The 20,939-nt window shown below is 60.8% G+C and carries 22 protein-coding genes; 9 read left to right on the forward strand and 13 right to left on the reverse strand.

The genetic code is table 11. From position 1 onward, the window contains the following. Window positions 1-65: 65 nt before the first annotated feature. The gene (locus ICI42_RS18205; protein ID WP_188166029.1) at window positions 66-1,217 is read right to left on the reverse strand and encodes a pyridoxal phosphate-dependent aminotransferase; all 1,152 of its coding nucleotides are present in this window, start codon (window positions 1,215-1,217) and stop codon (window positions 66-68) included. A gap of 133 nt (window positions 1,218-1,350) precedes the next feature. Here ICI42_RS18205 and ICI42_RS18210 point away from each other — a divergent pair, with 133 nt between their 5' ends. The 6 genes from ICI42_RS18210 to aat all read left to right on the forward strand — a co-directional run bounded on the left by ICI42_RS18210 (window position 1,351) and on the right by aat (window position 6,724). Next, window positions 1,351-2,748: a M48 family metalloprotease gene (locus tag ICI42_RS18210; protein ID WP_188166030.1), complete on the forward strand. Its 1,398-nt coding sequence runs from the start codon at window positions 1,351-1,353 to the stop codon at window positions 2,746-2,748. A gap of 53 nt (window positions 2,749-2,801) precedes the next feature. Beyond that, window positions 2,802-3,617, forward strand: a complete 816-nt coding sequence (locus ICI42_RS18215; RefSeq protein ID WP_188166031.1) for a DsbA family protein — start codon at window positions 2,802-2,804, stop codon at window positions 3,615-3,617. 148 nt (window positions 3,618-3,765) lie between these two features. Further along, window positions 3,766-4,200, forward strand: a complete 435-nt coding sequence (gene aroQ, locus ICI42_RS18220) for a type II 3-dehydroquinate dehydratase (RefSeq protein WP_188166032.1) — start codon at window positions 3,766-3,768, stop codon at window positions 4,198-4,200. Window positions 4,201-4,228: 28 nt separating this feature from the next. After that, window positions 4,229-4,705 carry an acetyl-CoA carboxylase biotin carboxyl carrier protein gene (gene accB / locus ICI42_RS18225; protein ID WP_188166033.1) on the forward strand — a complete coding sequence of 159 codons (477 nt, stop codon included), beginning with the start codon at window positions 4,229-4,231 and terminating at the stop codon, window positions 4,703-4,705. 15 nt (window positions 4,706-4,720) lie between these two features. Next, on the forward strand, window positions 4,721-6,076 hold the full coding sequence (accC, locus tag ICI42_RS18230) for an acetyl-CoA carboxylase biotin carboxylase subunit (protein ID WP_188166034.1): 1,356 nt from the start codon (window positions 4,721-4,723) through the stop codon (window positions 6,074-6,076). Between the two features lie 30 nt (window positions 6,077-6,106). Further along, a complete protein-coding gene (aat, locus tag ICI42_RS18235; protein WP_188166035.1) occupies window positions 6,107-6,724 on the forward strand; it encodes a leucyl/phenylalanyl-tRNA--protein transferase in 618 nt (205 codons plus the stop codon). 6 nt (window positions 6,725-6,730) lie between these two features. On the opposite strand, the gene ICI42_RS18240 is transcribed toward aat, so the two are convergent. Together ICI42_RS18240 and ICI42_RS18245 are read right to left on the reverse strand one after the other, a co-directional pair. Further along, window positions 6,731-7,162 carry a DUF2155 domain-containing protein gene (locus ICI42_RS18240; protein ID WP_188166036.1) on the reverse strand — a complete coding sequence of 144 codons (432 nt, stop codon included), beginning with the start codon at window positions 7,160-7,162 and terminating at the stop codon, window positions 6,731-6,733. A gap of 106 nt (window positions 7,163-7,268) precedes the next feature. Continuing rightward, on the reverse strand, window positions 7,269-7,667 hold the full coding sequence (locus tag ICI42_RS18245) for an NADH:ubiquinone oxidoreductase subunit NDUFA12 (protein ID WP_188166037.1): 399 nt from the start codon (window positions 7,665-7,667) through the stop codon (window positions 7,269-7,271). A 264-nt stretch (window positions 7,668-7,931) separates the two neighbouring features. Between ICI42_RS18245 and panB the strand changes: the two genes are divergently transcribed. Both panB and panC read left to right on the forward strand, forming a co-directional pair. Beyond that, window positions 7,932-8,777 (forward strand): 3-methyl-2-oxobutanoate hydroxymethyltransferase, encoded by an 846-nt coding sequence (gene panB, locus ICI42_RS18250; protein WP_188166038.1) that lies wholly within the window; start codon window positions 7,932-7,934, stop codon window positions 8,775-8,777. Between the two features lie 5 nt (window positions 8,778-8,782). Then, window positions 8,783-9,628 (forward strand): pantoate--beta-alanine ligase, encoded by an 846-nt coding sequence (gene panC / locus ICI42_RS18255; protein WP_188166039.1) that lies wholly within the window; start codon window positions 8,783-8,785, stop codon window positions 9,626-9,628. 60 nt (window positions 9,629-9,688) lie between these two features. On the opposite strand, the gene ICI42_RS18260 is transcribed toward panC, so the two are convergent. The 7 genes from ICI42_RS18260 to ICI42_RS18290 form a co-directional block, all read right to left on the reverse strand. Further along, window positions 9,689-10,168, reverse strand: a complete 480-nt coding sequence (locus ICI42_RS18260) for a GNAT family N-acetyltransferase (RefSeq protein WP_188166040.1) — start codon at window positions 10,166-10,168, stop codon at window positions 9,689-9,691. A gap of 4 nt (window positions 10,169-10,172) precedes the next feature. Beyond that, window positions 10,173-11,672 carry an Asp-tRNA(Asn)/Glu-tRNA(Gln) amidotransferase subunit GatB gene (gene gatB, locus ICI42_RS18265; protein ID WP_188166041.1) on the reverse strand — a complete coding sequence of 500 codons (1,500 nt, stop codon included), beginning with the start codon at window positions 11,670-11,672 and terminating at the stop codon, window positions 10,173-10,175. Between the two features lie 81 nt (window positions 11,673-11,753). Then, window positions 11,754-12,185 (reverse strand): CBS domain-containing protein, encoded by a 432-nt coding sequence (locus tag ICI42_RS18270; RefSeq protein WP_188166042.1) that lies wholly within the window; start codon window positions 12,183-12,185, stop codon window positions 11,754-11,756. Between the two features lie 201 nt (window positions 12,186-12,386). Continuing rightward, on the reverse strand, window positions 12,387-13,340 hold the full coding sequence (locus ICI42_RS18275) for a GGDEF domain-containing protein (protein WP_188166043.1): 954 nt from the start codon (window positions 13,338-13,340) through the stop codon (window positions 12,387-12,389). 100 nt (window positions 13,341-13,440) lie between these two features. Then, on the reverse strand, window positions 13,441-14,448 hold the full coding sequence (locus ICI42_RS18280; protein ID WP_188166044.1) for a glycoside hydrolase family 25 protein: 1,008 nt from the start codon (window positions 14,446-14,448) through the stop codon (window positions 13,441-13,443). Between the two features lie 199 nt (window positions 14,449-14,647). Then, on the reverse strand, window positions 14,648-14,839 hold the full coding sequence (locus tag ICI42_RS18285) for a hypothetical protein (RefSeq protein WP_188166045.1): 192 nt from the start codon (window positions 14,837-14,839) through the stop codon (window positions 14,648-14,650). 173 nt (window positions 14,840-15,012) lie between these two features. Then, window positions 15,013-16,062: an aldo/keto reductase gene (locus ICI42_RS18290; RefSeq protein ID WP_188166046.1), complete on the reverse strand. Its 1,050-nt coding sequence runs from the start codon at window positions 16,060-16,062 to the stop codon at window positions 15,013-15,015. Window positions 16,063-16,582: 520 nt separating this feature from the next. Here ICI42_RS18290 and ICI42_RS18300 point away from each other — a divergent pair. Beyond that, entirely contained in the window at window positions 16,583-17,635 is a 1,053-nt protein-coding gene (locus ICI42_RS18300; protein ID WP_188166048.1) for a DUF1176 domain-containing protein, read from the forward strand. Here the strand turns inward: ICI42_RS18300 and ICI42_RS18305 are convergent, their stop codons facing one another. The 3 genes from ICI42_RS18305 to ICI42_RS18315 form a co-directional block, all read right to left on the reverse strand. Next, the gene (locus ICI42_RS18305) at window positions 17,636-18,469 is read right to left on the reverse strand and encodes an alpha/beta hydrolase family protein (protein ID WP_188166049.1); all 834 of its coding nucleotides are present in this window, start codon (window positions 18,467-18,469) and stop codon (window positions 17,636-17,638) included. Between the two features lie 230 nt (window positions 18,470-18,699). Beyond that, a complete protein-coding gene (locus ICI42_RS18310) occupies window positions 18,700-20,307 on the reverse strand; it encodes an NTP transferase domain-containing protein (protein ID WP_188166050.1) in 1,608 nt (535 codons plus the stop codon). Beyond that, a complete protein-coding gene (locus ICI42_RS18315) occupies window positions 20,304-20,783 on the reverse strand; it encodes an XdhC family protein (protein ID WP_407945184.1) in 480 nt (159 codons plus the stop codon). Before ICI42_RS18315 ends, ICI42_RS18310 begins: the two co-directional genes overlap by 4 nt. Window positions 20,784-20,939: the final 156 nt, after the last annotated feature.

A 20,939-nucleotide genomic window follows, 5' to 3' on the forward strand; every position in this document is an offset into this window, starting at 1 on the left:
AATAGAAGCTAGAACAAATATTTATTCGAATTCCTTAACGGTCTGCTGTATTCGTAAGCCAACCCTTACTTATTCAGCCAGAATTCCATCCGATCGAGCGCTTCGACCATATCCTGATGACTGCCGGCGTAAGAAAATCGCATGGTGCGGTGGCCCTGCAAAGTGTCGAAATCGCGCCCCGGCGTTGCAGCGACATGCGCCTCCGCAAGCATCTTCTTGGCAAAAGCCATGCTGTCAGTGGTCAGGCGGGAAACATCGCAAAAGGCATAGAACGCGCCATCCATCGGGGCGGCCAGCGAAAAACCCAGCTCCGGCAGGCGTTTCATCAAAAGCTCGCGATTCCAAGCATAGCGCGCTTTCACCACTTCCAGTTCTTCCGTGGCGTTGAAAGCTTCGACGGCCGCGGCCTGCGAAATCTCGGGCGCTGAGATGTACAGGCTTTGTGCGATACGCTCGATGGGGCGGATCAGCCCTTCCGGCACAACCATCCAGCCGATCCGCCAACCGGTCATACAGTAGTATTTCGAAAACGAATTGATCACAGTGACGTCGGGATCGAAAGCGAGGGCCGTGTGGTCCGGGCTGTCGTATGCCAGGCGATGATAGATCTCGTCGGAAATCACCGCGATGCCAAGCCGGCGCGCTTCTTCGATCAGTTCACGCAGTTCGCTTTCAGGCACCACGGCGCCGGTCGGATTGGCCGGGCTGGCAAACAGCACGCCTTTCAGCGGCCTTTCCGCATGGGCGGCGCGAAGGTGGGCGGCATGCAGATATGCTTCGCCCTCCAGTTCGATCTCCACGACATCGAGCCCAAGCGCACCCATGATGTTGCGGTAGGCCGGATAGCCAGGCGAGGCTATGGCGACCCTGTCGCCGGCATCGAACAGTGCGAGAAAAGCCAGATTGAACGCCGCCGAGGAGCCCGTCGTCACCACGATCCTGGCAGGCTGCACATCGACACCGTAATGGTCGGCGTAGTGCCGTGAGATAGCCTCGCGCAGATCCATTCGCCCCAGCGCGTCGGTATAGCCGATGCTGCCCGAATCGATGACAGCTCGCGCCGCTTCCATCACACGTTTCGGCGCCGGGTCGGAAGGCTGCCCAACGGCCATGGAGATCACCGAAATGCCCCGCGCCCGCAGCCGGTTGGCCTCTGCGAGCACGTCCATGGCGTGAAACGGTTCGACCGCGCTGCGCTTTGAAACTGATAGGACCATTCTGCTAGCTTCCAGTATATCTTGAGGCGACAGCGCCGCACAAATGCCCGATTGATATGGGGATCACAAGTTCATGAGTTCTTCGCGTTCATCTTTTCAGGGCACTATCGGTCGTTTACGACTTTGCAGCATCATGGAAAAATCTCGCCTCCCTTCATCCATATTGTCGCGCGCCGCACGTTTTGCCGGCATCGCCGCGCTCGCGGCGACGATGGCTGTCGGCTCGACCCTTTCGGCCATGGCGCAGCGCGTGCCGGTCGTCCGCGATGCTGAGATCGAGGCACTTGTCCGCGAATATGCCGCGCCGATTCTCGGGGCTGCCGGACTGGGGCGTTCGAAGGTCGATATCGTCCTGGTCAACGACCGTGCCTTCAATGCCTTCGTGGCCGGACGGCGCATCTTCATCAACACCGGCGCCTTGATGACGGCGGAAACGCCCAACGAGATCATCGGCGTCATCGCCCATGAGGCCGGCCATATCGCCGGCGGCCACCAAGAGCGGCTGCGCGACCAACTGGCACGCGCACAGACAATGGCCATCGTCGCCGCCCTGCTTGGTGCAGGCGCCTTGGCAGCGGGTGCTGCCACGGACAGCAGCGGCCTCGGCCAGGCGGGGGCGGGAATCATCGCCGGCGGCAGCGAAATGGCCCGCCGCAGTCTGATGGGCTATCAGCGTAGTGAAGAAACCACCGCTGATCGGTCCGCTGCGACCTATCTCAACGCCACAAAGCAATCCGCACAGGGCATGCTGACCACCTTCAAGCGCTTCCAGAGCGCTCTTTCCCTCGCCGGCACGCGGGTCGATCCTTATCAGATCAGCCATCCGATGCCTCGCGAACGCATTGCCAATCTCGAGACAGTGGCGAAACAGAGCCCCTATTTCGGCCAGAAGGATTCGCCTGCGCTGCAGGAACGCCACAACATGATCCGGGTGAAGATCGCTGCCTACACCCAGGGCCAGTCTGACGCCTCGCGGCTGATGCAGAAGTTTCCCGGCACGCTCGCCGCGCGTTATGGCGACGCGCAGGTGACTTATCTCTACGGCAACCTCGCTTCCGCGCTGCAGAAGGCGGATGCGTTGGTCAAAGCCAACCCGAGCAATCCGTATTTCCATGAGTTGCGCGGTGACATTTTGATGAAAGCGAACCGCGCGCCGCAGGCAGTCGAGGCCTATTCCAACGCGGTTCGCTACGACAAGGCGAATTCCGGCATCCTGCCAATCCAGCTTGGCCAGGCTTATCTTGCCATGGGGTCGAAGGACTCTCTCGAAAAAGCCGTCGCGCAAATCCGCAAGGGCCTCGACCGCGACCGCGAGAACCCCAGCGGCTATCGCTACCTCGCACAGGCCTACGGCCAGCTCGGCCAGATTCCCGACGCGGAATTGGCAACCGCAGATGGCTATTATTATGCCGGCGCCTATAACGACGCCAAGATTTTCGCCATGCGAGCGCAGCAGAAACTGAAGCCGGGGTCACCCGGCTGGGTGCGTGCGCAGGACATCATCAACTACAAGGCGCCGCGAAAGAAATAAGTTCTTAAGCGAAAGACCGCCACAAGGCTTAAAAAGCTGGAGAGTACCGAATCATGGGCAAGGCAATTCTTCTCGGCACGACCGGCATGGCGGTGGCTTTGGCCATGCTTGCCTTCGGCTATGCTGCAGGCAGGCCTGATGCTGCGGCCGGGGACACGCCAGCCACGGCGCAGGCGGCTTCCGCACAGGCCGGCGACAAGACTGAGATCGAAGCCATCGTTCGCGATTATCTCGTCAAAAACCCCGAAATCCTGATGGAGATGCAAACCGCGCTCGAACAGAAGCAGGGCGAGGCGCAGCGGCTCGCCCACCTCGACACGATCAAGTCCAGCAAAGCCGAGATTTTCAACGCCGATTATGACGGCGTGGTCGGCAACCCCAATGGCAAGGTCACCATCGTCGAGTTCTATGACTACAATTGCGGCTACTGCAAACGGGCTCAACAGGACATGCTGGCACTGACAGCCTCCGATCCCGAACTGCGCTTCGTGTTGAAGGAATTCCCGATTTTGGGGCCGGATTCACAGAAAGCGCATGTGGTTTCCATGGCGTTCCGCCGGCTGATGCCCGAGAAATATGGCGAGTTCCACAACCAGTTGCTCGGCAGCGAAAGCGGCGCTGGCGAAGCCGCTGCGATCAACCTCGCCGTCTCATTGGGTGCGGATGAGGCCGCGCTGCGGTCCGAAATGCAGAACCCTGCTATCATGGCGGCGTTCAGCAAGACCTATGAGCTTGCCACCCGCCTCAACATCACGGGCACGCCTTCCTATGTGGTCGGCAACGAGGTGGTGTTTGGTGCGCTCGGGCAGGAAGTCCTGGCCGAGAAAATCGCCGACGCCCGCGACTGCCTCGCGGACAAGACCTGCTGAAATTAGCTGCATACCGGCGATGTCCACAAAAGCGCCTTGCTTTGTGGACATCGCAACTTGGCTCTTGTGCTCTTTTCGTGGCGGACTAAGCCCTTTATAGAAGGTTCGCCGCGCCGGACGAAGTTCGACGCGGAGGAAGGTGTATCGATTGAAAACCATCTACGTCCTGAACGGTCCCAACCTGAACATGCTTGGCAAGCGTGAGCCCGGCATCTATGGCGCCAAGACCCTGGCCCATATCGGCGAGGACTGCGCGGCTGCGGCGACCGAACTGGGGCTGGCGACAGACTTTCGCCAATCCAACTATGAAGGCGACCTGGTTTCCTGGATTCACGAGGCGAGTGAAAAAGCCGCCGGCATCGTGCTCAATGCAGGAGCCTACACGCATACGTCGATCGCTCTTCAGGATGCGATCCGCGCCGTGGCACCCCTTCCGGTGGTCGAGGTGCATCTTTCGAACATCCATGCCCGCGAGGAATTTCGCCACAAAACGATGATCGGTCCGGTCGCCGTTGGCATGATCTGCGGATTTGGACCTCTGGGATACAAGCTGGCGCTTGAAGCGCTGGCCGCCCGGCTGTGACCGGAAACAGGAACAAAGAAGGCAAGATATGACGACCAAAAAAGCTGGAGCCGTCGATCACCAGATGATCCGCGACCTCGCGGACATCCTGAACGACACCAACCTCACCGAGATCGAGGTCGAGCTTGGCGATCTCAAGGTCCGGGTCGCGCGGCACGCGCCGGCGATCCACGCCGTCGCGGCTCCGCAGTATCAGCCGGCGGCGCCAGCCCCGGTGGCTGCGCCTGCCGCCGCTGCGGCCCATACGGCACCTGTGACGGCCGATCCTTCCAAGAACGCGGTGCTGTCGCCGATGGTCGGTACGCTCTACCTAGCCCCCTCGCCCGACGCGCGCCCGTTCATTGAGGTCGGCTCCAAGGTTCGCGAGGGCCAGACGCTCGTCATCGTCGAAGCGATGAAGACGATGAACCAGATCCCGTCGCCACGCGCCGGCACCGTCACCGCGATCCTCGTCGAAGACGCCCAGCCCGTCGAATACGGCATGCCGCTCGTCGTCGTCGAGTAAATGGAAAGCCGCGCAATGTTCCAGAAGATCCTGATCGCCAATCGCGGGGAAATCGCCCTCAGAGTCCTGCGCGCGGCCAAGGAGCTCGGCATCAAGACTGTCGTGGTCCATTCGACCGCCGACGCGGACGCCATGCATGTGCGGCTGGCCGACGAAAGCGTCTGCATCGGGCCGCCACCTGTGCGCGACAGTTACCTCAACATCCACCAGATCGTCGCGGCTTGCGAGATCACCGGTGCGGATGCCGTGCATCCCGGCTACGGCTTCCTGTCGGAGAACGCCAAGTTCGCCGACATCCTTGCGGCTCACAACATCACCTTCATCGGCCCCTCCGGCGACCATATCCGTATCATGGGTGACAAGATCGAAGCCAAGCGCACCGCTAAGCGCCTCGGCATCCCGGTCGTGCCCGGCTCGGATGGTGCGGTCAGCGATCCGGTGGAAGCGCGCCGCATTGCAGGTGAAATCGGCTACCCCGTCATCATCAAGGCATCGGCCGGCGGTGGCGGGCGAGGCATGAAGGTGGCGCGGACGGAGGAAGACCTTATCGAGGCGCTGCAGACCGCGAGTACGGAAGCCGGTGCTGCCTTCGGCAATGACGAGGTCTATATCGAGAAATATCTCGAAAAGCCGCGACATATCGAAGTCCAGGTGTTTGGCGACGGCTTCGGCAACGCGATCCATCTCGGCGAGCGTGATTGCTCGTTGCAGCGCCGCCACCAGAAAGTTTGGGAAGAGGCCTTTTCGCCCGCTCTCAATGCGGAGGAGCGCGCGCGCATCGGCGCGACCTGCTCCAAGGCGATTGCTGACCTCGGTTATTCCGGCGCGGGAACCATCGAGTTCCTCTATGAGAATGGCGAATTCTATTTCATCGAGATGAACACCCGACTGCAGGTGGAGCATCCGGTCACCGAAGCGATCACCGGCATCGATCTCGTCCACGAGCAGATTCGTGTCGCTTCGGGCGGCGGTTTGTCAGTTCGCCAGGAGGATGTGCGCTTCCATGGCCATGCCATCGAATGCCGAATCAATGCCGAAGACCCGCGCACGTTCGCGCCGTCTCCCGGCACGATAACGCATTTCCACACGCCGGGCGGCCTGGGAGTTCGTGTCGATTCGGGCGTCTATTCCGGCTATAAGATTCCGCCTTATTACGACAGCCTGATCGGCAAGCTGATTGTGCATGGACGCAACCGCGTCGAATGCATGATGCGGCTGCGGCGCGCATTGGACGAGTTTGTCGTCGACGGCATCAACACCACGCTGCCGCTCTTCCGCGATCTCATCAACAATCCTGACATCGCCAATGGCGACTACGACATTCACTGGCTGGAAAAATACCTGGCCAAGGGTGTCGAGGAACAGCACTAACGGACACCGAAGGGACGGACACGTCAGCGCATGAGCCGTCCCTTCGCTCCCGGCTACCGCATTCCGGTCGACCTGCTGCTCAAGGCTTATGCCTCCGGCGTCTTTCCCATGGCCGAGAGCGCGGACGACCCAGAGGTCTTCTGGGTACGGCCTGAAAGCCGCGGCATCATCCCGCTCGACGATTTCCACGTGCCGCGCAGCCTGCGCAAGACGATCCGTCAGGGGCATTTCGAGGTTCGCATCAACTCCGACTTCGAAGGGACCATCGACGGCTGCGCGGAAAGCCGCGAGGAACGCGAGAGCACCTGGATCAACGCACCCATCCGGGAGGCGTATATCGCGCTGCACAGGCACGGCAACTGCCACTCGGTCGAAGCGTGGCGCGACGGCCGGCTAGTCGGCGGCCTGTACGGAGTCTCGTTGGGAAGGGTCTTCTTCGGCGAAAGCATGTTTTCGCGGGAGACGGACGCATCCAAAGTGTGCCTCGTGCGTCTGGTCGACAGGCTCAACGAGCGGGGTTTTACACTGCTGGACACGCAGTTCACGACAGAGCATCTGATCCGCTTCGGCGCAATCGACGTGCCGCGCGCCAAATATGAGAAGTTGCTGGCGGAAGCCCTGAAGGGCGAAGCGCGCTTCGACCCCTGAAACGCGTCAGTTGCTCTTGGCTTCGGGAGCCGGAACGTCGGACTTTTGCTTGCAGGCCTTCAGCCACACGTCATAAACGGCATGCTCGACCGCATTGAGGCCAGGACTTTCGGCAAACATCCAACCGGTGAAGATGCGGCGGATCTTGCGGTCCAGCGTGATCTCGTCAACCTCGACGAACGAGTCTGTCTTCGGCTCTTCCGTATCGGGCCGCGAGTAGCAGACCTTCGGCGTCACCTGCAGGGCGCCGAACTGCACCGTCTCATCGATATAGACGTCAAAGGTGGTGATGCGGCCGGTGATCTTGTCGATGCCGGCAAATTCGGCGACGGGATTGCTGATGCGCTCGGCATGTGCCGCCGAAAGCCCGGCGAACAGCGCGAAGCCGGCGAGTATGGCCCTGCCCTTGACCGCGCGAGTGCATGCTAAATTCTTCATCCGAAAACCACCGCCATTGCGACATCGCCTCTTCCGGCGAAAAGGCTACAGGGTGCCTCGCGCCGAACGAAAGCGCTAACCGGCAAATGTGGCGACAAAAGACCGTTCAGTTGCCTGGCGTCCACGCATCGTAGTCGCCCGTGACTTGAGGACGGTGCGTATTACCCAAGAGAGACCCTTTCGGACGATAGGCCAAGGGCGAACCCGTGAGGTTCGACTCATGGCCCTTCTGCCATTCGCGCGGCGTGTAAGTCTCGTCGGTCGGAGCGACGTCGACGCGGTGATGGATCCAGCCGTGCCAGCCGGGAGGAATCATCGAGGCTTCGGAGTAGTTCTTGTAGATCACCCAGCGGCGGGTGCGGCCCTCGGAGTCTACGCCGCCTTCGTAATAAACGTTGCCAAACTGGTCCTCGCCGACCGTCTTGCCCTTGCGCCAAGTGTAGAATCGGGTCCCCAGCGTCTGGCCGCTCCACCAGGTGAAGAACTGCAGGAAGAAGGTTTTCATCGACATCCTCTCGCGCCACCGCGCAATGGTTTTATCGCAGCTTATGACCCCAGGGCGCGGCAATGGCAAGGGGTTCGGCGCTTCCAAAGCCTTGTGCGACAATCGTGTCGATATCTGCTTATCGCCTTCATCTCATGTCGAGATTCTTCAGCGGGGTGATTTTGTGCTGCGCTGCACAACAAACTTGCAAAATCCAGGTAAAATCCTTAGTGAAGCGGGATCGAAAATTATGCGTCCTATAGAAGCGCACGGGTTCAGGGAGGAATGAACTTGCTTTCGACCGTCTCCACCGGCGCGACCGGACGAACAACTCCGCTCGAACTGCAGTACCGCAAGGGCGGCACGCCCATCGTGTGCCTGACAGCCTACACCTATCCGATCGCAAAATTGCTCGATCCGCATGTCGACCTGCTTCTGGTCGGCGACAGCGTCGCGATGGTGCTCTACGGCCACGAAAACACCCTCGGCGCTACGCTCGACATGATGATCGCCCATGGCCAGGCAGTGATGCGCGGGGCGAAGGATGCCTGCGTCGTCGTTGATATGCCCGCGGGCAGCTATGAGCATTCCGTGGAGACAGCCGTCCGCGCTGCCCGCCGCCTTATCGAGGAAACCGGCTGCAGCGCCGTCAAGCTCGAAGGCGGCGTCGACGTTGCGCCGCAGATTTCAGCGATCGTCAGGGCTGGAATCCCGGTCATGGGCCATATCGGCCTGCAGCCTCAATCCGTCGAGAAAGAAGGCGGCTACAAGATCAAGGGCAAGACCGACGAAGACGTCGCAGCGCTGATCCGCGATGCCGAGGCGGTCGAGAAGGCGGGCGCTTTTTCCGTGGTCATAGAAGGCACCATCGAACGGGTCGCCGCCGACATCACCGCTCGTATCGGCATTCCCACCATCGGCATCGGCGCGAGCGTTGCCTGTGACGGTCAAATCCTGGTCATCGACGATGCAATCGGCCTGACCGTCGACCGCGTGCCCAAATTCGTCAAGGAATATGCCAAGCTACGCGACATGGTGTCGGACGCAGCGGCAAGCTACGCCGGCGACGTGCGCAGCCACCGCTTCCCCGAAAGCGCGCATGTCTTCGGCCTGAAAGCCAAAGGCGCCTGAATTCGATGACTGCGACTGCACGTACCGTCCGCGAGTTGCGGGCGATGATTTCCGGCTGGCGCCGAGAAGGGCTTACCGTGGGCTTCGTCCCCACCATGGGTGCGCTGCATGACGGGCATATCTCGCTGGTCGAGTTGGCTCTGCAAAAGGCTGACCGTTGCGTGGTGTCCATCTTCGTCAACCCGCGCCAGTTCGGCCCGACGGAAGATCTCGACAAATATCCACGCCAGTTGGCCGCCGACATGGAGCGGCTCAAGGCTGCGGGAACTCACCTCGCCTTCACGCCGTCAGTCGACGAGATGTATCCGGCTGGCTTCGCCACAAAGGTGTCCGTCGGTGGCCCTTCGCAAGGGCTGGAAACCGATTTTCGGCCGCACTTCTTTGACGGTGTGGCCACTGTCGTGAGCAAGCTACTGCTGCAGGTGTCCGCCGACTGCGCCGTGTTCGGCGAGAAGGACTACCAGCAGCTCTGCGTTATCCGGCAACTCAGCCGCGACCTCGACATCCCCACCGAAATCATTGGCGGGCCGACGATGCGCGATTCGGAAGGCCTCGCCATGTCGTCGCGCAATGCCTATCTCAGCGTGGACGAACTTGGCATCGCGCGCACGCTCAACGTAATCTTGCTAGCTGCCGCTACGGCTATCGCCGCCGGAGAAGACCCGGATAGCGCCTGCATCAAGGCTCGTTCGGCAATCGGGCGCGCCGGTTTTTCAAGTGTCGATTACGTCGCCGCGCGCGAAAGCGACACACTTGCTCCGTGGCAAAAAAACCGGCCCGGTCGCGTTCTCGCAGCCGCTTGGCTCGGCAAGACTCGGCTGATCGACAATCTCGAGATTCCGGCGATTTGACGAGACTGCGGCCTTGGGAACCGTCGCGCGTACGTGCACGCATCAAAAGCAATCGGCTTATCAGAGCATTTTTTCGAGAACCACCACGCCCTCGGCGCTGCCAGCAGCCGGCTGCTCGAGCGAAGGCAAAAAGCCGCGGCGTGCGTAGAAGTCGACTGCGCGGGTATTTTCCGCTTCCACTTCGAGCCTCAGGCGTTTGGCTTCAGGAAACGACATCTCGATTTCTTCCAGCAGCGCGCTGCCGATGCCGCGCCCCTGAAAGGCGGGCAGGACATAGAGCTGATACAACGTCACCGTCTTGCCGTCGTTCGAGGCAGCGGCATAGGCCATGCCACCGAGCGATTTGCCGTCATCCGCGACGAGGAATTCCGAGGCCGGCCGTTCAAGCCGCGCCTTGAGCGAGGGCATGGAATGCCATTCGGCGGTAATCTCGTTGACCCGCTCGACGCCATAAATGGCGTCGTAGGTGTCATGCCAAGTCGCCGATAGCAGTAAGCGCACCGCTTCCAGGTCGCGCGCGCCGGCGGTTCGAACGAACATCCGACTACTCGATACCCAGCTTGGCCTTGACCAGATCGTTGACGGCCTGTGGGTTGGCCTTGCCGCCGGTAGCCTTCATAACCTGGCCTACAAACCATCCCGCCATGCTTGGCTTGGCCTGCGCCTGCGCCACCTTGTCGGGATTGGCGGCAATCACATCATCCACCGCCTTTTCGATGGCGCCGGTATCGGTGACCTGCTTCATGCCTCGGCTTTCGACCAATTGACGCGGTTCGCCGCCCTCGTTCCAGAGGATTTCAAACAGATCCTTGGCGATCTTGCCGGAAATCGTGCCTTCCTTGATCAGGTCAATTACGCCGCCAAGCTGGTCCGGGGAAAGTGGAGCGTTTTCAATATCTTTGCCAGCCTTGTTCAACGCACCGAGCAGATCGTTGATGACCCAGTTGGCAGCCAGCTTTCCGTCGCGCCCGGCCGCCACCTTCTCGAAATAGTCGGCGATGGCCTTTTCCGAAACCAGGATCGAGGCATCGTAGACCGACAGTCCGAGGCTTTCGACCAGGCGCGCTTTCTTGTCGTCGGGCAGTTCAGGCAAGTCCTTGGCGAGGTCATCGACATAGGCCTGGTCGAATTCGAGCGGCAGGAGATCGGGATCGGGGAAGTAGCGATAATCATGCGCTTCTTCCTTCGACCGCATCGAGCGCGTCTCGCCCTTGACGGGATCGAACAGGCGCGTTTCCTGGTCAATCGTGCCGCCGTCCTCGATGATGCCGATCTGCCGGCGTGCCTCGTACTCGATGGCCTGGCCGACAAAGCGTATCGAGTTGACGTTCTTGATCTCGCAGCGCGTGCCGAACTCTCCGCCCGGCTTGCGCACCGAGACGTTGACGTCGGCGCGCATCGAGCCCTCATCCATGTTGCCGTCGCAAGTGCCGAGATAGCGCACGATGGTGCGCAACTTGGTCAGATAGGCCTTCGCCTCGTCGGAGGAGCGCATGTCGGGCTTGGAAACGATTTCCATCAGCGCCACACCCGAGCGGTTGAGATCGACATAGGACATGGTCGGGTTCTGGTCGTGGATCGATTTGCCCGCATCCTGTTCGAGATGCAGGCGCTCGACGCCAACCTCGATATCCTCGAACTCGCCCTTGCGATCTGGACCGACGGACACGGTCACAATGCCTTCGCCCACGATCGGCTGCTTGAACTGTGATATCTGATAGCCCTGCGGCAAATCTGGATAGAAGTAGTTCTTGCGGTCGAAGACCGACTTCAGGTTGATCTGCGCCTTGAGGCCCAGACCGGTGCGGATCGCCTGCTTGACGCATTCCTCGTTGATCACCGGCAGCATGCCGGGCATTGCGGCGTCGACGAGGCTGACATTGGCATTCGGCTCGGCGCCGAAGGCGGTCGATGCGCCTGAAAACAGCTTCGCATTCGATGTCACCTGGGCATGGACTTCGAGCCCGATAATGACTTCCCAATCCCCGGTTGCGCCGGGAATGAGGCGTTTGGGATCGGGCGTGCGGGTATCGATGAGTGTCATGGGGCCAATTCGCGAAATTCAACAAAATGTTGAATTTCGCTACCCTAACGCGCCCGATGAGGCAAGTTTAAAGGCCGTCCTTCACGCCGTCGCGATATATTGCTTGATCTCCTCGGCCTCGCGCTCGACGTCCTCGATGCGGCGCTTGACGATATCGCCGATGGACACGATGCCATCCAAGAACCCTTCCTTCTCAACGGGCAGATGGCGGAAGCGTCCCTGCGTCATGATCTCCATGAGCTCGTTCACGGTATGGTTCTCGTTGCAGATTTTGACTTTGGGCGTCATCACGTCGCGCACGCTCTTCTCCAGCGCACCCGGTCCCTCCTTGCCCAGAACCCGAACAACATCGCGTTCGGAGAGAATGCCTATGATCTTGCGGTCGCCATTGGTAACGACAAGAGCGCCGATGCGATGGTCTGCAAGGATCTTTACCGCAGCCATCAAGGGTTCGTTGGGGCCGAGCGTGTAGACATCGTGCCCCTTCTTTTCGAGAATAGCCTTTACAGTCATGTGATCCTCCTCTGCTGCATCATCGGGCACGAGCCCGGCATCGTCTGCCAATATCCGCTTGCGCCGCAGGACATGGGCTGGTTTCCGCAACGGCAATGGTGCGCCGACGGGGTGTGCTTTTCAAGAGCTAGCTAGTTTTCTTCAGCCTCATTGCCGCGCACATGCAGCAAAGCTGCAATGGACCGCATCACGCAGGGTGGCTCAGGCAGCATCCGAAGCGTTTTTGGGAGCGATGCGGATCGTGTTGCGGCCGGCTTGCTTGGCTGCGTAGAGCGCATCGTCGGCGCGACGCATCAATGCCGACAGCGAATCGCCCATGGTGGCCGAGGCTATGCCGGCGCTGAAGGTGAAGGCCACCGTCGCGTTGACATGCCTGGAGGACAGCGGTTGCAGCGAAAGGAGGATGCGGTGCAGCCTCAATCGGGCAAGCTCTTCATTTGTGTCGGGCATAACCACCATAAATTCCTCGCCGCCGAGCCGGCAGACTTGGTCACCCGCCGGCAGAAGCGTCGTGAGCGTGTGGGCAAACAGAACAAGCACCTCGTCGCCCACCGCATGGCCGAAACCGTCATTGATGCGCTTGAAAAGGTCGATGTCGATAATCGCCAAGGACAGAGGCTGGCGTGCTGTCATGAAGTCCGACAGAGCAGCGTCGGCTCGCTCCAATCCATGGCGGCGACTGGCGAGCCCAGTAAGAAAATCGGTTCTCGTTTCCCGCAAAGCCGCGTCATGAGCTGCTCGCAGCTTCAGTTCTTCGTTTTTGGCACGTGAAACGTCGCTGGCCACGACCAACGTCCAGCCATTTGGCATGCGATGATCGTTGATCCACCACCAACTGCCGTCATACATGTCGACTGCGAAATCGTAACGCAGATCGCCATTGCGCCGCCTTTCGCGCACGCGTGGCGCGAAAGCTTCAAGCTTCATTGTTTGAAGCTGTATTCCGTTCTCTGACTCGATGGCCTCCACCAGGGCGTCAACAAAATCGAAAGGCGGTCGCGGCGCGTTTGGAAAGAAGGCGGCACGAAAGGCGTCGTTGACGAAGCGCACAGCGTCGGTCTCATCGCAGAGGCAAATGCCGACATGGCCGGATTGTAGCGCCGCCATCATCATCGCGGCGATGGTAGAGTCGATCTCACCCACTTTGTCCGGCATTCGACGCGTTGGTCCCCAAATGCTCCAACAGGAGTGAAACAGAGGTCGGAGCGTTTGGCAATGTGGCGATCACTATCACTAACCGCAGGTTGAATTTTGGTCAGTCGGCTTTGGCCATCATTTTCTGGACGCCCAGCCAGCGGCGCCACTGTTCTTCCGTACCGTGGAAGACATTAAGGTCGATCTTGCCGGTCACGCCATGCGACAGTCCCGATCCGGAATATTGCCAGAATACCCATTCGCGGCCGGGATAGACCTTGGACGGGTGCTGTGCCACCGCGCGCAGCCAGAACGGATAGTCCAGGAAGGCCCCGCGCAGATTGTCCTTGTAGAAATCGGGCGCGGTGTAGATCACCGGGCGCTTGCCATAGTGCTTTTCCAGCCGGTCCATGAAGACTTGCATCTTCTCGCGCACCTTTTCGGGCGAAAGACGACGCTTGCAGCTCGACTGGCCGTTGTACTCGACGTCGATGACCGGCGGCAGCGCATCGGGATCGCGCGGCACGTTGCGGATGAACCAGTCGGCCTGGTCGCTGGCAACGCGGCACCAGTAAAAGAAATGATAGGCCCCTCGCCTCAAGCCGGCAGCCTTTGCCAGGCGCCAATTGGTTTTGAACATCGGGTCCAGATGATCGCCGCCGTCGGTGGCCTTGATGTAAGCGAAATTGGCACCTTGGCTGCGGAGCCGCTGCCAGTCGATATTGCCCTGCCAGCGCGAGACGTCGACGCCGTGCACGGCAAGGTTCTTTGGCGACGAGCGGCCAAAGTCGATCGGCTTTGCGTCGCGGAACTGGCGGGGGCTAACGCTTATGCCGCCCAGCAAGGCGGCTGCCTTGCTGGGACGCGGGGCGGAAGCAAGCGCTGCCAGCGGCACCGGGGGCTGCGGCGAAGCCGATCCAGCATCGGTGACCGAAGCCATTTGCGGTTGTTCATCGATCTCAGCCAGGACCGAAGCAATGTCAGCGGGTGGGACTGGCGCGGTTGAAATCGCGCTGGTCGTCTCCATCGATGGACGCTGCAATTGCAGCACATCCATGCTGGAACTGGAGGTACACCCAGCCAGCAAAGGAAAGACGAGCAAGGAAGCAAGAAATCTTGGCGTTCGCATCTGAACCTGTACACACAACACAACAGACAGAAGACGGACCCCGCATAAGCAAGACGCAGCCCACTCAAATTGCTAACGAGAAATTACCAACAAATATTGAATGCTTATGATTAACGCCGCAAAACGCTGAAATAGCCTGCGAAAACAAAAGGCCCGGCGAGCCGGGCCTTTTAGAAGGATCGATGACCTTGTGTTCCCCTCATGCGCACAGACCGGCTGCACGGCATGCGCTGATCAAATGCGCCGGCGGCACCACCGCTGTGTCGGTTCCGTCCACCGCCTTTACGATCAGCCTTCTCAACTCATCTGGACGCACGCGGTCGCGCTCCATGACAAGCTGGACCATCGGATCGCTCAAAAGCTCGTCCAGATGCGTCTTGCCTTCGCTCATATATCGCCTCCTCGGAATGCCGCCCGATGCTTAGATAGGAACTAAATCAGGCTCGCCAATGATGGTTTGGCGGCTATGTTGTGGCAAATACGAGAAACCGTTGCAGGAGAAGGCTTTGCGACGCAATTTTTTTGCGCCGTCGCGCGGTTTGCGTCATTCCCTTGCACAAATTGTCAGGGACAAGGATTGCCGGTACGCTGATGGATGTCGTTGACCGCCTTTTCCATCTCCTCTGTCCACACGACATCTGCCGCAGACAGGGCGGTTTCAAGCTGCGGGATCGAGGTCGCCCCAATGATAGAGGCCGTTACAAACTGTCGGCTCAGCACAAAGGCCTGTGCGAACAGCGCCGGCTCCATACCGAAAGACCGGGCGAGGTCGTTGTAAGCGAGAAGTGCTTCGGCCGCATGCGGCTTCTCATAGCGCTGGCCGCGATCAAAAAGGGTGGTGCGGGCACCCGCGGGCCGCGCGCCATGGTCATATTTGCCCGTCAGATAGCCCTGCGCGAGAGGCGAATAGGCGAGCAAACCGATATCCTCGCGGTCGCAAACCTCGGCCAGGTTCACTTCGAAGGTACGGTTTACAAGATTGTAGGCGTTCTGGATCGAAACCGGCCTCGGCCCCCTGCCCATGTCCGATGAAGCCACATAGCGCATGGTGCCCCAGGCGCTCTCGTTCGAGAGGCCATAATGGCGGATCTTACCGGCCTTGATCAAATCGTCGAACACGCCGAGCGTCTCTTCGATCGGGGTTTCGTCCGCATCGCGCGGCGCCGGCCACTCACCCACGCGCGTCGGGTTGGAGCCCCATGGAATACGACGCTCCGGCCAATGGATCTGGTAGATATCGATATAGTCGGTGCCCAGCCGCGCCAGGGACTTGTCGATGGCGTCGAAGATGTCGGCCCGCACCAGCCGCGATGGGTGGCCGCGCATCCAGTCGTTGTCAGTCCTACCCACGACCTTGGAAGCGAGGATGATCTTGTCGCGCGTGCACCGCGCCTTCATCCAACTGCCGACAATCTTCTCAGTACTGCCATAGGTCTCCGCCTTAGGCGGAATGGAGTACATTTCGGCGGTGTCGAAGAAATTGATGCCGCGTTCGAAAGCCAAATCCATCTGTGCGTGACCTTCGGCTTCGGTGTTCTGCTGACCCCAGGTCATCGTGCCAAGGCAAATTCGGGTGACGGAAAGATCGGTGCGGCCGAGACGGCGCTGCTGCATGAAAAATCTCCGGTGAGAGCATCGGGAGGATGCGGGTTCAGACTGTCCATTACATCAGATGGCTGTGTCTATCCAAGTCGGTAGGGGCAACGCGCACCTTATTGCGCTCGGTGGTCGTCTCTGCCTGTCATGGCGAATTTCTGCACATGCCCTCGTTGACGCTGCGTCGTGCGCATCTTCCAGCATAACAGCCATGCTCTTGCTGCAGTGCACAATTTGACACAATTCACCTATATGAGGGGCATAGGGAGGAACCACACAGGGAATCAGACCATGAGGTTCTACACCGAAATGTTCGCGCGACCGCGCAACAGCGAGCGAACACGATACCGCGCCGCAATGACCATACTGAACTCCATGTCGGGCGCCGACCGTGCCGACATTGGTGTCAAGCCAGCGGATTTTCCACGCATCGCTCGTGAAATGTCGACAAAGCAGGCTTGAAGGCATCCGGGACGCTTCATTCCGTCACCGGCTTGCCGCAATCGGCCCTACACACTGCGGTGGAGAGGAGATTTCAATGACACCACGCCTCACCGCCGCCGCAACCGCCCTTTTTGCGTTTTCCTGCTTTCCCGGCCTTGCCGCCGAACCGGACTACTACGACAACAGGTCCGACGCCGCATCGCTGATCAAGTCGCTCTACAACGCCATAGACCGCAAGGAATATGCCCGCGCCTGGGATTATTATGGCGAGGAGAAGCCGGCCAAGGATTTCCAGACGTTTCAGGACGGCTATGCCAAGACCGAGAGCGTCGACGTCCTGACCGGCGCCGTCAGCAGCGAAGGCGCGGCGGGCAGCATCTATTACAACGTGCCGGTGGCGATCCGCGCCAATGACAGCGATGGCAGCGACAAGGTCTTTGCCGGCTGCTACGTGGTCCGCCAGGTCAATGGATCCATCCAGGAACCGCCGTTCCAGCCGATGCTGATCGACAAGGGCACACTGAAGGCCGCCGACGGGAATTTGGCAGATGCGCTGCCTGCGCAATGCGGCGAGGCCCCACCGCCAGAAACCGATGCCGTTCTGCAAAAGGTCAATGCCTGGTTTTCCGCAACATATGCCGGACCGTGCAAGGAAAACGATGGGCCGGGTGGCCGCTCGGAAGAGCAGACCGGACCGGAAGCCCACAAGATTTCCTACCACAAGGAAGGCGACGATGCCTCCGAGCCGGCCAGTGAAGCGCGGCTGTTCCGCTTCTTTTGCATGATGGGCGCCTATAACGAGACGCATATCTACTACCTCTGGGACGAGGTGAACGACCTGCGGCAGCTGGAATTCGCAAGTCCCGAACTCGACATTCAGTATGCCGACCCCGATACCAACGAAAAGGTCGAGAGCGTCAAGATCATCGGCTACCAGGCTGACAGCGAATTGGTCAATTCTGACTATGACGAGCAGACCATGACCATCACTTCGAACGGCAAATGGCGCGGCGTTGGCGACGCCTCCGATTCCGGAACCTGGCTGTTCCGCAATGGCGAGTTCACCCTCGTCAAATATGACGTCGATGCGTCCTATGACGGCGAGATCAACCCCGAAACGGTTCTGGACTACTACTCCGCGCCCTGACTATCGGGCCGACAGCATCCAGTTCAGGGTCTCCCGCCAGTCGACCATGCGGATCGGCGTGCCGTGGGTTCCGGTTTCGAAACGCACGAACCGCGCGGGATAGCCGGGCGCTTTCTTCAGAATCGAGCGGAAGAAGGCTTCCTGTTTGTCGGCGGGAAAGACCGTATCCTTGCTGCCCTGCCCGAAAAAGACCGGCGTGCGGGCCTTGAAGGCCGGCGAATTGAGAAAACGGTCATCCCACAGCGAGCCGAGCAAAAGGTAGCCCGAGACGGTCGAGGCCATCGCCGGGTCGCCCGCCAGCGCCCAGCACAATGCGCCGCCCATCGAGCCGCAGGCGACGAAGATCTGAGCGGAGGGGGACTGCGCCTTATAGTGGCTGATCAAGGCAGCGATCTGGGCAGCGCCTTTTTCACCGAAGTCCGGGAAATCGGGCGACAGGTAGAGACCGCCATTGTCGGCCATCAGGTTCTTGATGCGGTTGAAGTTGCCGCCGAAGGTGAAATCGTCCACCCCCTGCCGGCGGCTGCCGCCTTGCCCATGCAGGTAGAGCGTGATGACCGACGCGCCTTGGGTGCGTCCAACCGCGACATGACGGATGTCGCCGACAGGGGATTTGAGCACCAGTTCCTTTTGGACGCCGCGTACACGCGTTGAGACATATTTGCCCTGCGCGCGCCGCTCCGGCACCTCGTCGCGGGCGTTGATGTCGCGCATCTCGTGGTAGTCGACGACTTTATATGCCTCGCCTTCAGACGCAATGATGCCGGGATAGGCGAAGAGTTCGTCCTTGTAGGGTTTGAGGGTGGTGGCGTGGGCTGGCAACGCCAAGGCCATGGCAAGTAAGAAGCAGATCGATTTGGCTGCTCTCGCCCCCCTCTGTCCTGCCGGACATCGCCCTCTCAAGGGGGGAGATTGGATGTCATCTTCGTTTTCGCCAACCTCCAACGGAGCAGAAGCCGCGAGAGCAGCCGAACTGCTGATCTCCCGCCTTGAGGGGGCGATGTCCGGCAGGACAGAGGGGGATGTTCTCAGGTAGCGGATCAGACCAGAAAGCAAAACAACCCTCAATCCTGCAGCACACCACCGGCGCCAGCGAGCGCTTCGGGCGTATCGACATCGATGAAGGCACCCTCGCCCAACTCGACATCGATGACCTCGACATCATGCGCCTCTACCAGATGACGCGCGCCGGTGTCTCCCTGAAGCTGCCGGACGCCCTCGAAAAGCGCGCGCGGCAGGATGACGGGATTGCCGCGTTTGCCGAAATGGCTGGCGCGCACAACAGCCATGCCGCCGCTGCGTTCGAAGGTCTCGATCAGGCGATCGAGGTCGGCCGAGGTGATGCGCGGCATATCGCCAAGCACGACCAAGGCACCTGAGGCCGTGGCCGGCACGGCGGCAATGCCAGCCTTGAGCGATGTGGACAGGCCTTCGGCGAAATCCGGATTGTCGGCGATATCGAGCGTCAAACCCGAGAGCGCCTGCCGGATTCGCTCGCCCTGGTGGCCCGTAACGACCGAGAGGCCGGTCGCGCGCGAGCCTGCGGCCTGTTCCGCAAGCCGCCGCACCAGCGGTTCGCCGTCGAACAGCGCCATCAGCTTGTTCGGCCCGCCCATGCGGCTCGAACGGCCAGCTGCGAGCAGTATCGCGTGAACCTTTGGCTTGCCGGCTTTGCGCGCCTCGCGCGGCTGCGGGCGTGTCGGTATTTCCATCAGAAGCCCGCCGACTCCCATGCCGGCAATGTCGCGGGGCGTGACCTCCAGACCGGCTATCAGGCGATCCAGCACCCAATCGAAACCATTTTCCTTGGGGCTGCGCGCGCAGCCCGGTGCGCCGATCACCGGCACTGAGCCGAGCCGGCCCAGCACGAGAAGGTTGCCAGGGTCCACAGGCATGCCGGCATAAAGCACTTCGCCCCCGGCCGCGCGGATCGCCGCGGGCACGACATCGTCGAAATCGGCCATGGCTGATGCCCCAAACAGCACCGCCATATCGACCTGCGGGGCGAGACTGTCAAGCGCCGCCGCCAGCGCCCGCGGCTCATGCGACGCGCGCTGCTCGGACAGGATGGTGCTCCCTGAGCGGGCAAGACGCGCGCGTGTAGCCTCGACGGTCTTGTCCAGCACGCTGTCCTTGACGCTCGGCAGCACAGTCTGGATCATGCCGACACGCTTGGGCGCAAAGGTATGAACCGCGAATGCCGGTGCAGACCGGCACAGCTCCGTCACCTGTTCGATGACCGTAGACGCTACCGCGAAGGGGATAATCTTGACGGTGGCCACCATCTGGCCGGCGTCGACACGGGCAAAGGCCGGAAGCGTCGCCAGCGTGACGGCGGGATCGATCGCATTGACCGCATCGACCAGCGCTGCGCTGACGGTGAACACCCCCGCCCCCGCCGCATGCAGATTGACACGGCCGGTCGACGCGGGCCGGGCTTTGACTCCCCTGATATCAAGCGCCTGGACGACCGCTTCGGCAGCGGCATTTTCCTCAAGATCACCGGGTTCCAGCATGGCGGCCACCACGGTTTGCACGCCTGCTTCTATCAGCGCCTTGATGTCATCTGCATCCAGGCGTTTCGCTTTGGGCAAGCGACGGCCGACCAAAGCAACCGAGTGCGCCAACAGAGCGCCTTCGGCCTGATCGACCGGCACCGCACCGAATCTCATGCAGTTTTTTCCTTGACCTTGGCGGCGTTGCCGCGGGCGCGAAACGCCGCGATGACTTGCGCAAGCACGGCGACCGCTATCTCAGCAGGATTGGCCGCGCCAATATCGAGCCCGATGGGGGCAGCGATACGGTCAAGTTGGTCGGCTGTCGCGCCTAGGCTTTTCAGACGCTCGAGGCGGGCGGCATGCGTCTTGCGGCTGCCGAGCGCGCCGACGTAAAAGCAACCCGCATCCAGCGCCGCCTTCAAGGCGAAATCGTCGATCTTGGGGTCGTGGGTAACGGCTGCGACAGCAGTGTAAGCATCGAGCGGTCGCTCGGCGAAGACCTCTTCCGGCCAGCGCGGATCGAGCGGCACGTCGGGAAAGCGGTCCTCCGCGGCGAAAGCGGTTCGCGGATCGACGATTTCCACCGGATAGCCGGCAACCCGCGCCATGGGCGCCAAGGCCTGGCTGATATGGACGGCGCCCAACAGCATCAGGCGGGGCTGGGGGAGGTGTGCATTGATGAAAAAGGACCTGTCCTCAGCCTCCGTCAGGCCGGAATTGCCGGTGCGAAAAGCCCTGGCCACCACCTCGCCGAGGGCACCGCTTACCATCTCCCCCTCGCGGATCAGACGGCCCGCGCCATCACT

The organism is Oryzicola mucosus (genome assembly GCF_014534685.1).
GTDB classification, from domain to species: Bacteria; Pseudomonadota; Alphaproteobacteria; order Rhizobiales; family Rhizobiaceae; genus Oryzicola; species Oryzicola mucosus.

Coding starts and splice junctions, on each gene's coding strand:
- ICI42_RS18205 (WP_188166029.1), bottom strand. CDS start 1,217: ATGGTCCTATCAGTTTCAAAGCGCAGCGCGGTCGAACCGTTTCACGCC.
- ICI42_RS18210 (WP_188166030.1), top strand. CDS start 1,351: ATGGAAAAATCTCGCCTCCCTTCATCCATATTGTCGCGCGCCGCACGT.
- ICI42_RS18215 (WP_188166031.1), top strand. CDS start 2,802: ATGGGCAAGGCAATTCTTCTCGGCACGACCGGCATGGCGGTGGCTTTG.
- accB (WP_188166033.1), top strand. CDS start 4,229: ATGACGACCAAAAAAGCTGGAGCCGTCGATCACCAGATGATCCGCGAC.
- accC (WP_188166034.1), top strand. CDS start 4,721: ATGTTCCAGAAGATCCTGATCGCCAATCGCGGGGAAATCGCCCTCAGA.
- aat (WP_188166035.1), top strand. CDS start 6,107: ATGAGCCGTCCCTTCGCTCCCGGCTACCGCATTCCGGTCGACCTGCTG.
- ICI42_RS18240 (WP_188166036.1), bottom strand. CDS start 7,162: ATGAAGAATTTAGCATGCACTCGCGCGGTCAAGGGCAGGGCCATACTC.
- ICI42_RS18245 (WP_188166037.1), bottom strand. CDS start 7,667: ATGAAAACCTTCTTCCTGCAGTTCTTCACCTGGTGGAGCGGCCAGACG.
- panB (WP_188166038.1), top strand. CDS start 7,932: ATGAACTTGCTTTCGACCGTCTCCACCGGCGCGACCGGACGAACAACT.
- panC (WP_188166039.1), top strand. CDS start 8,783: ATGACTGCGACTGCACGTACCGTCCGCGAGTTGCGGGCGATGATTTCC.
- ICI42_RS18260 (WP_188166040.1), bottom strand. CDS start 10,168: ATGTTCGTTCGAACCGCCGGCGCGCGCGACCTGGAAGCGGTGCGCTTA.
- gatB (WP_188166041.1), bottom strand. CDS start 11,672: ATGACACTCATCGATACCCGCACGCCCGATCCCAAACGCCTCATTCCC.
- ICI42_RS18270 (WP_188166042.1), bottom strand. CDS start 12,185: ATGACTGTAAAGGCTATTCTCGAAAAGAAGGGGCACGATGTCTACACG.
- ICI42_RS18275 (WP_188166043.1), bottom strand. CDS start 13,340: ATGCCGGACAAAGTGGGTGAGATCGACTCTACCATCGCCGCGATGATG.
- ICI42_RS18280 (WP_188166044.1), bottom strand. CDS start 14,448: ATGCGAACGCCAAGATTTCTTGCTTCCTTGCTCGTCTTTCCTTTGCTG.
- ICI42_RS18285 (WP_188166045.1), bottom strand. CDS start 14,839: ATGAGCGAAGGCAAGACGCATCTGGACGAGCTTTTGAGCGATCCGATG.
- ICI42_RS18290 (WP_188166046.1), bottom strand. CDS start 16,062: ATGCAGCAGCGCCGTCTCGGCCGCACCGATCTTTCCGTCACCCGAATT.
- ICI42_RS18300 (WP_188166048.1), top strand. CDS start 16,583: ATGACACCACGCCTCACCGCCGCCGCAACCGCCCTTTTTGCGTTTTCC.
- ICI42_RS18305 (WP_188166049.1), bottom strand. CDS start 18,469: ATGGCCTTGGCGTTGCCAGCCCACGCCACCACCCTCAAACCCTACAAG.
- ICI42_RS18310 (WP_188166050.1), bottom strand. CDS start 20,307: ATGAGATTCGGTGCGGTGCCGGTCGATCAGGCCGAAGGCGCTCTGTTG.
- ICI42_RS18315 (WP_407945184.1), bottom strand. CDS start 20,783: ATGCTGTTGGGCGCCGTCCATATCAGCCAGGCCTTGGCGCCCATGGCG.